This is a genomic window from Sulfurihydrogenibium sp. (genome assembly GCF_028276765.1).
In the GTDB taxonomy this organism is placed as follows: domain Bacteria; phylum Aquificota; class Aquificia; order Aquificales; family Hydrogenothermaceae; genus Sulfurihydrogenibium.
This window is the reverse complement of sequence record NZ_JAPYVU010000019.1, coordinates 20,543-33,102: the sequence shown is the minus strand read 5'-3', so window position 1 is coordinate 33,102 and position 12,560 is coordinate 20,543. Positions and strand designations below refer to the sequence as shown.

Below are 12,560 nucleotides of genomic sequence, written 5' to 3'. Positions count from 1 at the left end.
ATCCAAGTCCATATGAAAGTGGATCAAGTGTAAAGAAAAGTGGCAAGATAAAGAAAATGGGAAATCCATATGCAAGAAAGATACTATACATGGCAGCATTATCAGCAATAAGGTTTAACAAATACTGTAGAGAATTATACGAAAGGTTAGTAAGTAAAGGCAAGGCTAAAAAATTAGCATTAGTAGCTGTAGCACATAAGTTACTAAGGCAGGCATATGGTGTATTAAAGAATAGAAAACCATTTGATGAAAATTTGTGTACTTGACATTTAACATAGAACATCCTGAGGACGCAAGCTCAAAGGATCTCATTTTTAAATTTTATAAAAACCACTGATTTCTTACCCAAGGTATGGTTGGTTATTATATTATATAGTTTGCAGAATTCATAAGTTTGTTGCTTGATGACAAAAGCTCCTCAATGGTGTCGTTCTGCAGCAGACGAAGAATTTCCATTCTTTCATCTTCACTTACTCACTTTCAAAAAGAGGAGTTCCTTCAGACTAAAGTCCTCAGGATAACGAAAAAAGGTAAAACTTACAAAACCCTTGGAACATCTTTAATTTCATTATTTATTTCACTTAAGCTACTGCTAACATTCTTTCAAGAGGAATAGCAGCTTTCTGTATGATATCTGGCGGTAGAACAATTTCATTTGTTTCTTTTTCAAGAACTTCTAAGACTTTATCAAGTGTGTTCTTTTTCATGTCACAGCAGTGAACCGTTCCGCAATAATCAGCAGACTGAGGAAATATATAATTTTTATTTGGATTTTTCTTTTTAAGTGCGTGCAGTATTCCAACTTCTGTACCAATTATAACAGTGTCAGCATCGCAAGTTGTTGCATATTCTATAATTTGTGTTGTACTACCTACAAAGTCAGCAATTTCTACTGTATCTGTATTACACTCTGGATGAACAGCGATTTTTGCATCTGGATATCTTTGTTTTAATTCAAGTAATGTTTCTTTTGATAAATTAAAATGTGGAGGGCAAAATCCTTTCCATAAAATAAACTCTTTTTCCGGCACTTGTCTTGCAATATAACTTCCGAGAAATTGGTCAGGAACAAAGATTATTTTTTTCGCATCAAGAGATTTTACAACTTTAACAGCATTTCTTGAGGTTACGATAATATCAGAAACTGTTTTTACATCAGCGTTTGTATTTATATAAGACACTACGACAGCATCCGGATGCTGCTGTTTTAATTTTTTAACGCCTTCTAAGGTTGCCATGTCTGCCATGGGACAACCACTTTCCGGATTTGGATGTAAAACTTTTTTAGTTGGATTTAGTATTTTTGCGGTCTCTGCCATAAATCTAACACCGCAGAAAACAATAATATCAGCATCAGATTTTTGAGCTATTCTTGATAGCTCTAAGGAATCACCAATAAAATCAGCTATATCTTGTATCTCCGGTCTTTGATAATAATGGGCAAGTATTATTGCGTTTTTTTCTTTTCTAAGTTTATTTATTTTTTCAATGAGTTTGTTATTGTTCACAAACATACCTCCTTCTTGTTGTTTATAAAAAATCAAACAGCGTTATAAAATTGCATAATAATTTAAGCTAAAAATAAAAAATTTTCAAGCACTAAAAGGTTTTAATATATCAGATTATATACTAAATAATAAAACGTCGGGCGAGAAATTAATCGTTTTAGAATTTAAAAAAATGACAGTCAAAGGCTGATTGATGAGCAGAAAGGAAAAATAATTTTAGATATCTTTCTGGAGCCGTGTAAAGAATCTCATGCTTTTACCCAATTTCTCACCCAATGTATGCAAAAAATTAATAAGATATAATAATTACAAACAGAAAAAGGAGGTTTGTAGATTAATGATAGCTTTTGTTTTTCCAGGACAAGGTTCTCAGTATGTTGGTATGGGAAAAGATATTTATGATAGCTTTGAAGAAGTTAGAGAGATTCACAATAAAGTTAATGAAAAACTTGGATTTAATTTGACAGAGATTATATTCAATGATGAAGAAAAACTTAATCTTACACAGTACACACAACCGGCTATTTTACTTACTTCTTATTTGATTTACAAAATTTTTAACGATAAAAAGAATATAACTCCCTCATTTTTGGCTGGGCATTCCTTAGGAGAGTTTACAGCTTTAACTGTTGCAGGTAGTTTATCCATAGAAGATGCTGTTTATCTCACTTATATAAGAGGAAGTTTAATGCAAAGCGCGGTTCCAGAAGGAAAAGGCTTAATGGCTGCAATAATTGGCTTAGATGCAAATAAAATAGAAGAGGTCTTAAAAACGATCGATGGCGTTGTTGAAATTGCAAACTATAACTCTTATGAACAAACCGTCATTTCTGGCGAAACAGAAGCAGTAAAAAAAGCGATGGAAGTTTTAAAATCACAAGGTGCTAAAAAGGTTGTGCCATTAGCTGTATCAGTTCCTGCCCATTCATCACTTTTAAAAGAAAAAGCAAAGGAATTTGCTAAGTATATTGAAGATACACCTTTTAACGATGCAAAAATTCCTGTTATATCAAACATCACTGCAACCCCAATAACAAAGGCTCAAGAGATAAAAGAAGAGTTAAAAGCTCATTTTTATTCACCTGTTAGATGGGTTCAAACTGTAGAGTTTTTAGCAAATAATGGCGTTAAAACAGTTTATGAAATTGGTCCAAAGAAAGTTTTAACCGGTCTTATAAAAAGAATCAACGGCAATTTAGAGCTTAAAAATATAGAAACTTTGCAAGACATAGAGAATGCTTAAATCTGTATTTATCACAGCAACAGATACAGGCGTAGGAAAAACGACCATTTCCTATGCTTTGGCTAAAACACTAATAGAAAAAGGATTAAAAGTAGCATACTTTAAGCCTGTTGAAACCGGTGCAGACCCAATTCCGGAAGATGCTACTTTATTATCAAAACTGACGGGTCAGCCGATTGACGAAGTAGTTTTATATACTTTCAAAAATCCTGTAGCTCCATACGTGGCAACTATAATGGAAGGTGGAGATATAGATTTGGAGAAAATAATAAAACATTATGAATACCTTGTTCAAAAATATGATTTTGTAATAGTGGAAGGAGCCGGCGGTGTTTTGGTTCCGATTAAAGAAAATTATACTTACAGAGAACTGATTAAAGACTTAGATATACCTGTTCTTTTAGCATCAAGAGCAAGTCTTGGAACAATAAATCACACACTGCTTACTTTGGAAGCTTTGAAAGATGCTAATATCTTAGGTATTATCATGAATGGTTTTACCGGCAATGATATATCAGAAGAAAAAAATCCTGAAGTAATAGAAAAGTTTTCTAAGGTAAAAGTAATAGCAAAATGTAATAAATCTGAAAATCCTGCTAACGAATGTTATGAAAAATTGAAAAATGCGGCAGGATTAATCTTATGAATGATTACATAGGATGTTCCGGATTTTTCTATTAAAGAATCAAAATCAAAATATTAAATCCTTTACTATACCGCTCTCACTCTATGTATCAAATTACAGCTTAACCGTTTAACTTAAAAAAGAAAAAATCAAACAGTATTTGATTTTTATAAAAAATATGTTTAAATATATGAATGTAAATTTTTACAGAGGTGGTAGCTATGGAGTTTTTTTATCTTAAAGTGTTTAGATATGACCCAACAAAAGACGCAGAACCATATTACAAAACTTACAAACTTCCGGTAGAAAAAGGAATGACGCTACTGGCAGCACTTTTTAAGGCTAAAGAAGAACAGGACCCGTCGATTTCTTTCAGATATAACTGTAGGGCTGCAATCTGTGGTTCTTGTGCAGTAAAGATAAACGGACATGCGAACTTAGCCTGCAAAGTCCAAATTACACATCTATTAGAAAAATATAATACAGATACTATCATCGTAGAACCGGCAGGAAATATTAGAGTATTAAAAGACCTTGTCTATGATATGGACTGGGTAGTTGATAAATTAAAAAGAATTAAGCCTTGGTTTATACCAAAAGAGCCTCCACCTGCAGATGGTAAAGAATACAGACAAGACCCATTTGACCATCAGAAAATAGATTATGCTTCTGATTGTATTTTATGTAATTCTTGTATGTCAGACTGCAATGCTCTTAAAGTAAATAAAGATTTCTTAGGACCAATGGTAATATCAAAAGCATACAGATTTATTGCAGATTCAAGAGATGGGGCAAAGAAAGAAAGACTTGAAGAAGTATTAAAAGATTTCAATCTTGAATGGTGCGTTAGATGTATGGAGTGTACAACAAGATGTCCTAAGGAAGTTCAGCCGTATGAAAACATCATAAGAACAAGAATCATTGCTGCAGAAGAGGGCTTTAAATCACCTGGAGAAATACACGCTGAGATTTTTGAAAATGATATATACAACAGGGGTCTTTTAAACGAAATGCTTCTTCCAATGAGACAAGAAGGATTGCTTGGTGCTGCAAAAAGAATTCCATTTGGTCTTAGAATGTTCTTTAAAGGTAAAGTTAACATTGCAGACTTCTTCGGTGGTCATAAAGTAAAAAGACATGAAGAAGTTCAAAAGATCATGGATAAAGCAAGAGAGATGAAAGATAAAGTTAAAATAAAAATTATTCCGGACGTGCATACTGTTTATGAAGACAAGAGAAAAAGCAAGAAGAAGGAGGTACAATCATGAAATATGCATTTTATACAGGATGTTCAGCTAAGGGCGTAGCTCCTGAGCTTTATGATTCAACAAAGCTTGTTGCAGAAAAGCTTGGAATGGAATTAATAGAGCTTGAAGCTGCTACTTGCTGTGGAGCAGGTGCCGTTCAAGAGAAAGATGAATTTTTATCTCTTGTTATAAATGCAAGAAACTTAGCATTGGCAGAAGAGCTTGGGCTTGATATGTTAACAATCTGTAATACTTGTACATTAATGCTTAGAGAAGCAAAATTCAAATTAGACCATGACCCAGAAGTTAGAGCTGCAGTTAATGAAGTTTTAAAAGAATCCGGATTAGAATATAAAGGAACAATAGAAGTTACTCACTTTTTATGGGAAGTAATAGATGCGGTTGGTCTTGATAAAATTAAAGAAATGGTGGTAAGACCATTAAAAGAGTTTAAAATAGCTCCTTTCTATGGTTGCCACATCATAAGACCACCTTACTTAACAGGATACGAAGATCCAGACAACCCAACTTCTATAGAAAGATTGATAGAAGCTCTTGGTGGAACACCTGTAGATCATGATGCAAGACTTGCTTGCTGTGGATTCCATTCTTTTTGGTCTGCAGAAGACAAAGTTACATTAAGATTAACAGCAATGGATACACAAGCAGCAAAAAAAGAAAAAGCTGACTTTATGGTAACACCTTGTCCATTGTGCCATACTCAGCTTGATGCTATGCAGCCGGAAGCAGAAGAAAAAATCGGAGTAAGTATTGGAATGCCGGTTTTACACTTACCACAGCTTATAGGTTTAGCAATAGGCTTAAAACCAAAAGAGCTTGGCTTACACAAACACGTAATTTCAACAAAAGCAATCATTGAAAAAGTAGCATAGTGGAAATGTAAATACAACTTTACCTTCAACGATCATCCTGAGGACTTTAGTCCGAAGGATCGCTTCTTTTAAAAAAAATGAATAAGTGAGAGAAAAAAGAGATTCTTCGCTAACGCTCAGAATGACATTTTTACTTTCCTTGTCATCTTGAACAAAGTGAAGGGTCTCTTTTTTAAAAACCAAGAAAGTAGAGGCAATTCATGAATTGTCTATACAATAAATAAATGAAAGGTAAAAGAATTGAGACTTTTAGCATGGCTTCATAATGATGATGTTGATTTTTGCAAGTAGTCTCTACATTTCTATTGCATATATAAAAAAATATATTTATAATATATTCTAATATTCTAAATCGCAGGTGATTTTTATGGAATTAAAGGAAGGAACAAAAGAGCTTGAAAAATGGCAAGATGAACAATTTTTAGAAGATACAGCTGAACTTCTCAAAGCTTTAGCTCATCCGGCAAGACTTAAAATTATCGGGTTTCTTGCAAGCGGAAAAAAATGCGTCAAACATATATGGGAAGCTTTAGATTTGCCACAACCAAACGTATCTCAACATCTTTCAGTATTGAGAAACAGAGGAATACTTGGATACAAGCGAGAAGGTTCAATTGTATGTTATTATATTAAGGATAAAAGAGTATTAGATTTATACAAAAATTTAACACAGGAGGATTAAAAGTATGGCAGGCAAAGTTATATCCGTGAACGAATCAAATTTTGAACAAGAAGTATTAAACTCAGACTTACCTGTATTAGTAGACTTTTGGGCTCCATGGTGCGGTCCATGTAGATTAATAGCTCCAATCGTAGAAGAGCTTGCAGTAGAATTAGAAGGAAAGGCAAAGGTTGTAAAAGTAAATACAGATGAAAATCCTAACCTTGCAATGAGATACGGCATCAGAGCTATTCCAACGATCATGGTATTCAAAAACGGAAGAGTAGTTGATACAAAAGTTGGCGTACAGTCTAAGGAAGTTTTAAAAGCATTGCTTACATAAAGGAATTTAATGGTAGAAATACATCCAACAGCGATCGTTAGTAGTAAAGCAAAGCTTGGGACCAACGTTAAGGTTGGTCCTTTTTCTATTATTGAGGATGAAGTAGAAATTGGCGATAATACAGTCATTCATTCATCTGTCAAAATTAGAAATTATACAAAAATAGGTTCAAACTGTGAAATCTATGAAGGCTGTGTTATTGGAAACATTCCACAGCATCTTGGCTTTAAAGGTGAAATCTCTTATGTAGAAATTGGCAATAATACGGTTTTAAGAGAATACTGTACAGTACACAGAGGAACATCTTTTGATGATGGAATTACAAGAATCGGAAATAATACTTACTTGATGGCGTACGTTCATATTGCTCATGATTGCAAAGTAGGAGACAATACAATCTTAGCTAACTGCGTCACATTAGCAGGACACGTAAGAATAGGAAATTATGTATTTGTAGGTGGACTGACACCAATACATCAATTTTGCAGAATTGGTGATTATGCAATGGTAGGCGGTGCATCTGCCGTAGATAAAGATATACCACCTTTTACAAGGGCGTCAAAAAATCATGTTTTATTGTATGGTTTAAATTTAGTCGGTTTAAAAAGAAGAGGATTTAGCTCAGAGACTATAAAACTTTTAAAAGAAGCATACAGAATATTATTTAGAACATCTCCAACTTTGGCAGAGGGTATAAAAGAAGTAGAAGAAAAACTTCCTAAAACTAAAGAAATTCAAATGCTTTTAGACTTTGTCAAAACAACAAAAAGAGGAATAGCCCCAGAAGCTTCAAAAAGGAAACTGCTTATATCTGACGAAGAATGAAAATCGGACTTATCGCAGGTAGTGGAGAGCTTCCAAAAGCCTTTGCAAAATCAGCCTATCAAAACAACGAAGATCTAACCATCATAGCCATAAAATCCTCAGCAGATAAAGAGTTAGAACGCTACGGAAAAACTCATTGGTTTTCATTCACAGAAGCTCAAAAAATAATAGATTTTCTCAAAAAAGAAAACATTCAAAACCTTGTTATGCTTGGGAAAATAGAGCATAGCTCAATACTATTTCATTTTCATAAATTAGACCATAGAGCAAAAACATTTTTAAGTAAATTAAAAGACAAAAGAGCAAAATCTATACTCCAATCAATCATTCATGAGCTTGAGTCGGAAGGATTTAAATTTATAGACCCAACACCTTATTTAAAAGAGTTGCTAATCCCGGAAGGTTTTTTGATAAATCCGGTTGATGATAAAGAAGTTTTAAAAGATGTAGAATTTGGAATAAAGATAGCAAAAGAGGTTGCAGACCTTGATATTGGTCAAACTGTGGTTGTAAAAGATGGTGTTGTGATTGCTGTGGAAGGCGTGGAAGGAACTGATAAATGTATTTTAAGAGGCGGAGAGCTTGGAGGAGAGAATACAGTAGTCTGTAAAACTGCACGTAGTAATCAAGATATGAGATACGACGTTCCGGTTATTGGCGTAAGAACTCTTGAAAGTATGAAGAAAGCAAAAGCCAAGGTCTTGGCAGTTGAAGCGAATAAAACGTTTTTGTTAGAAAAAGAGAAGTTTATAAATAGAGCAAAGGAATATGGCATTACTGTGATGTCTGTTAAGGTTTAATAAGAATGTTTTAAAAATTTTTGTGAGATTCTTCGCACATTTCAATCAACCTTTGACTGTCATCCTGAAGCCGTAAGGCCGAAGGATCTCTTTTTTTAAGAAAGTGAAAGAGTGAAAAGAGGAGATTTTTCGCCGGCTGCAGAATGACGGTGTGGATTTTTACAAGCAATCTCCCAAGATATTTAATTAAAATTTTAAAGCACTTTCATAACACCATAAAAAACCTAATCTAAAAAATATCTTATACTTGCAATTCCATAAACGCCTGTATCAAGCACAGATTGAACATTGTATTTATTTATACCACCAAGAGCATAAACAGGTAAAGGTAATTTATTTACTATTTCCCTTAACTTTTCTACTCCAATTGGTGGTGCTTTACCCTCTACCTGGAAAATCGGAGAAATAAAAACATAATCTGCTCCATCTTGATAAGCCTGTAATCCACATTCCAAAGAATGACAAGACTTACCAACTATCAAATTGGGAAATTTTTTCTTTATAGGCTCTATTGGAAGACCATTTTCTGGAAGATGCACGCCATCAAGATTTAAAAGTAAAGCAATATCAAGCCTACTATTGATAATTATCTTTACATCATAACCTTCGGCAATCTTTAAAACATCTTCCGTAAGCTTAAAAAGTTCATTATCCGGAAGGTCTTTTTCTCTGATTTGAAATAATCTGATACCTTTATCTAAAACTTCTTTTATAGTATCAAGAAAAGGTTTTTTAAACTTTTTTCTGTCTGTAATAAAATAAAATTTATGGAGCATTAGTCCCTATCTAAGTATACAAAAATTCCAAATAGTATAAAAGTAAAAATAACCATTCCAAGAATTAATATTGGAAACCAAGTTCCAACATCCATAGCATTGACCTCCAAGACAGATTAATACTATTTTAACATACTAACCGCCAATGCTCGTCATAACCCTTACACAGTCTGAAAAAGCATAATTTGATTTTTGAATCTTTAGATTTGAAATTTCCTTAGCTATTAAAACTTTTCTTAAAAACTCATCTAAATCTTCATCGGTTCCATATCTTAACACTTCTTTAACTGATAGTTCTTCATCTGTTCTCAAACAAAGTTTTATCTTTCCTTCTGCTGTGAGTCTCAATTTAGAGCATCCATCACAGAAAGGATTTGAGATAGGAGTAATAAAACCAACCTTCACACCTAATTTTGGTATTTCATAAACCCTTGCTGCACCACTGCCTATAGACGTTGAAGGAGTTAACATTCCATACTTTTCTTCAATCTTTTCTCTAACTTGGTCTAATGGTTTAACCATTTCTTCATCCCATTTTATATAACCCTGACCGATTGGCATCATTTCAATAAATCTTACTTCAACGCCGTAATCTATTGCAAATTTTACAAAATCTAAAGCTTCATCTTCGTTTAAACCTTTTATTATTACTGCATTAACTTTGATTGGGTCAAACCCAAGTTTTTTGCTGATCCTTATCCCTTCCAAAACATCTTCCAATCTACCTTTAGTTATCTGATAAAACAACTCTGGTTTTAGACTGTCTATGCTTATATTCAATCTATCTAAGCCTGCTTCTTTAAGCTTTTCTGCATGATGTTTTAGAGTTATAGCATTTGTTGTCATTCCTATATTTTCTATTTCAGGGATTTCTCTAATTAGCTTAACTAAGTTCTCTATCTGCGGTCTTACCAACGGCTCTCCGCCTGTAATTCTGACTTTTCTTAATCCGTATTTTGTCATTGCTTTTACAAGTCTTGCTATTTCTTCATACCTCAATATTTCTTCATGGGGAATGAATTCCTGATTATCTGGTCTACAGTAAAAACATTTAAGATTACATTTATCTGTGACTGATATTCTAAGATATGAAATTTCCATCTTCATCACCTCAAATATTATTCATCTTAATGATATAACAAATTTGTCGTTTCGGCAATATTGTAAGTTCGGAAATATGCACAAAAAAGATGCATCCATTGCTTGACTTTATTTAAAAAATAGTTCATACTATAAGAACAAAATAACAGAAGACGTTTAAAGAAGTACTGCAAAGTCAGGGGAAGGAAGTAACACATCAAAAAATCTCTTCAGGTCCCAAAAAATCCAAAGTGTTTCTTTAAACCTCTTCTGTTAGAGGTAAATTTATTATTTTTTTTGGAGGTATTATAGTCGTGCGTATCACAGGTACAGTTAAGTGGTTCAACTCAAAGAAAGGATTTGGCTTCATCACAAGAGATGATGGTCAAGGGGACGTTTTCGTTCATTTTTCAGCGATTCAGTCAAGAGGATTTAAAACTCTTGAAGAAGGTCAAAAAGTAGAGTTTGAAATTGCTCAGGACGAAAAAGGCCCGAAGGCAGTAAACGTAGTGAAAGTTTAAGGAAAAAGGAGGAAGTTAGAAATGGCAGTAACAGGAACAGTAAAATGGTTTGACACGAAAAAAGGTTATGGTTTTATTACAAGAGATGACAATGGGCAAGACATATTTGTACACTTTTCAGCTATCCAAGGCTCTGGATTTAAGAACTTAGAAGAAGGTCAAAAAGTTAGATTTGAAATCGTTCAAGATACAAAAGGTCCAAGAGCTGATAAAGTAGAAAAACTTTAATCAAATACACCCGGGTCTATCCCGGGTTTTCTAATATTTCAAACCAATCTTTTAAATCAAAGCTAATTTCTAAAATCTGTCATTTATAAATCGGTTATTAACTGTTATTATAAGAAACAAGTTCGGAAAATCTCTTTTTTGAATTTTGTAAAAATTTCTAATTTTTCGTTCCAAAGCATGTGATTATTAATTGGCGTGATTAAGATGACTTTTTAATCTACACGGTTCAGAACTTAAACATAATACGTGAACTATGTACGTAAAACGTAGAATAAATTTAAACCATTATCATTCTTTTAAAACGTCTCACATCTCACGTCTCACGTTTCACCTCTTACATAACCCACACGGTTCAGATGGAACATATTACCAGGAATGCTACTACCTCCCTCTCCTTGACTTTATAACCCACACAGTTCAGATGTAACCACTCTCCCGATATTGACGTAAAAATATATTCGTCAATCTTTCTAACCCACACGGTTCAGATGTAACTTGTTGGTGCTCTCGTTGGTTTAATCGCTGTAAGAACTTTATAACCCACACGGTTCAGATGTAACTGTTTGTGTTAAAAAAATAGATAAAGGAGAATTACGCTTTATAACCCACACGGTTCAGATGTAACTTGTTGGTGCTCTCGTTGGTTTAATCGCTGTAAGAACTTTATAACCCACACGGTTCAGATGTAACTGTTTGTGTTAAAAAAATAGATAAAGGAGAATTACGCTTTATAACCCACACGGTTCAGATGGAACTTTAGGAGGTAAGAGAAATGATTATGGATTTATACGAACTTTATAACCCACACGGTTCAGATGGAACGCTTCAGTAGAGTTTAGAAGCTCTACTGGTACTTTTCTTTATAACCCACACGGTTCAGATGTAACAGAACAGAACGGAGTAGACATAAAATATCTGAAAAGCTTTATAACCCACACGGTTCAGATGTAACAGATAAGCAAGTATTAAATGATTTGGTAAGAAAAATAACTTTATAACCCACACGGTTCAGATGTAACACTTCCTTACTCTGGAACCTGTAGCAAGTTTAAAGACTTTATAACCCACACGGTTCAGATGTAACTGTTTTAACTCTTCATCATACTCCGATGCAAAATTTGACTTTATAACCCACACGGTTCAGATGTAACGATTTCTTAGACGAAGTAGAAGAAAACAAAAAAAGCCTTTATAACCCACACGGTTCAGATGTAACCTACTTGTTCGTAAAACTCTCCGTTTCTTGGTTTGAACTTTATAACCCACACGGTTCAGATGTAACTTTAAGGAGTTGCTTAGAGATTACATTCTTAATTTTCTTTATAACCCACACGGTTCAGATGTAACATTTATATTATACATTTGTATTTTTAATTTGTCAAGCTTTATAACCCACACGGTTCAGATGTAACAGGAGGAGCAAGATGGAAAGACTATTAGAAATGATTCTTTATAACCCACACGGTTCAGATGTAACTAAAAGAAAGTTTGGTTGAGTTTATATTTAGTAGATTCTTTATAACCCACACGGTTCAGATGTAACGGAGAAAAGGTTGAACCCGAGGGTGGTTTACCGCCCTCTTTATAACCCACACGGTTCAGATGTAACTCCCAATAGTTCTCTGGAATCTAATCTATGATTTAACTTTATAACCCACACGGTTCAGATGTAACTCCTAAACCAATGCTCTGCTTTATACCTATATCCACTCTTTATAACCCACACGGTTCAGATGTAACCCGTTAACTTTTAACTCAAAATTAAAATCGCTTTTAACTTACTCTATCAATATTCTGATAATCATTATAC

Annotated in this window: 14 protein-coding genes and 1 CRISPR repeat array; of the genes, 11 read left to right on the top strand and 3 right to left on the bottom strand. The window is 33.7% G+C overall.

Going from position 1 to position 12,560, the window contains the following annotated elements:
- The coding region (locus tag Q0929_RS04565; protein ID WP_299238390.1) for a transposase at nt 1-266 on the top strand (266 nt) is incomplete at its 5' end.
- 315 nt (nt 267-581) lie between these two features.
- On the opposite strand, the gene nadA is transcribed toward Q0929_RS04565, so the two are convergent.
- Nucleotides 582-1,514: a quinolinate synthase NadA gene (gene nadA / locus Q0929_RS04560; protein WP_299238389.1), complete on the bottom strand. Its 933-nt coding sequence runs from the start codon at nt 1,512-1,514 to the stop codon at nt 582-584.
- 331 nt (nt 1,515-1,845) lie between these two features.
- Here nadA and fabD point away from each other — a divergent pair, with 331 nt between their 5' ends.
- The 8 genes from fabD to lpxI all read left to right on the top strand — a co-directional run bounded on the left by fabD (nt 1,846) and on the right by lpxI (nt 8,145).
- Nucleotides 1,846-2,751, top strand: a complete 906-nt coding sequence (gene fabD, locus Q0929_RS04555; RefSeq protein ID WP_299238388.1) for an ACP S-malonyltransferase — start codon at nt 1,846-1,848, stop codon at nt 2,749-2,751.
- Nucleotides 2,744-3,397, top strand: a complete 654-nt coding sequence (gene bioD / locus Q0929_RS04550) for a dethiobiotin synthase (protein ID WP_299238387.1) — start codon at nt 2,744-2,746, stop codon at nt 3,395-3,397. Before fabD ends, bioD begins: the two co-directional genes overlap by 8 nt.
- Before the next feature lie 200 nt (nt 3,398-3,597).
- On the top strand, nt 3,598-4,644 hold the full coding sequence (locus Q0929_RS04545) for a succinate dehydrogenase/fumarate reductase iron-sulfur subunit (protein WP_299238386.1): 1,047 nt from the start codon (nt 3,598-3,600) through the stop codon (nt 4,642-4,644).
- Nucleotides 4,641-5,516, top strand: coding sequence for a CoB--CoM heterodisulfide reductase iron-sulfur subunit B family protein (locus Q0929_RS04540; protein WP_299227105.1), 876 nt, complete (start codon nt 4,641-4,643; stop codon nt 5,514-5,516). Before Q0929_RS04545 ends, Q0929_RS04540 begins: the two co-directional genes overlap by 4 nt.
- 367 nt (nt 5,517-5,883) lie before the next feature.
- A complete protein-coding gene (locus Q0929_RS04535; RefSeq protein WP_007545650.1) occupies nt 5,884-6,198 on the top strand; it encodes a metalloregulator ArsR/SmtB family transcription factor in 315 nt (104 codons plus the stop codon).
- 4 nt (nt 6,199-6,202) lie between these two features.
- A complete protein-coding gene (gene trxA / locus Q0929_RS04530) occupies nt 6,203-6,520 on the top strand; it encodes a thioredoxin (RefSeq protein WP_299227098.1) in 318 nt (105 codons plus the stop codon).
- A gap of 9 nt (nt 6,521-6,529) precedes the next feature.
- Nucleotides 6,530-7,345, top strand: coding sequence for an acyl-ACP--UDP-N-acetylglucosamine O-acyltransferase (gene lpxA, locus Q0929_RS04525; protein WP_299238385.1), 816 nt, complete (start codon nt 6,530-6,532; stop codon nt 7,343-7,345).
- Complete coding sequence (gene lpxI / locus Q0929_RS04520; protein ID WP_299238384.1) at nt 7,342-8,145, top strand: UDP-2,3-diacylglucosamine diphosphatase LpxI; 804 nt, start codon at nt 7,342-7,344, stop codon at nt 8,143-8,145. The genes lpxA and lpxI overlap by 4 nt, the downstream gene beginning before the upstream one ends.
- Before the next feature lie 224 nt (nt 8,146-8,369).
- Here the strand turns inward: lpxI and Q0929_RS04515 are convergent, their stop codons facing one another.
- Both Q0929_RS04515 and moaA read right to left on the bottom strand, forming a co-directional pair.
- Complete coding sequence (locus Q0929_RS04515; protein ID WP_299238383.1) at nt 8,370-8,921, bottom strand: thiamine phosphate synthase; 552 nt, start codon at nt 8,919-8,921, stop codon at nt 8,370-8,372.
- Between the two features lie 135 nt (nt 8,922-9,056).
- Nucleotides 9,057-10,022 (bottom strand): GTP 3',8-cyclase MoaA, encoded by a 966-nt coding sequence (gene moaA, locus Q0929_RS04510; RefSeq protein ID WP_299238382.1) that lies wholly within the window; start codon nt 10,020-10,022, stop codon nt 9,057-9,059.
- Nucleotides 10,023-10,315: 293 nt separating this feature from the next.
- On the opposite strand from moaA, the gene Q0929_RS04505 reads away from it, so the two are divergent.
- Nucleotides 10,316-10,522, top strand: a complete 207-nt coding sequence (locus tag Q0929_RS04505; protein ID WP_343232042.1) for a cold-shock protein — start codon at nt 10,316-10,318, stop codon at nt 10,520-10,522.
- Nucleotides 10,523-10,543: 21 nt separating this feature from the next.
- Nucleotides 10,544-10,750, top strand: a complete 207-nt coding sequence (locus tag Q0929_RS04500) for a cold-shock protein (RefSeq protein WP_299238381.1) — start codon at nt 10,544-10,546, stop codon at nt 10,748-10,750.
- Nucleotides 10,751-11,084: 334 nt separating this feature from the next.
- Nucleotides 11,085-12,490: a CRISPR direct-repeat array (repeat unit 29 nt; unit sequence CTTTATAACCCACACGGTTCAGATGTAAC).
- Nucleotides 12,491-12,560: the final 70 nt, after the last annotated feature.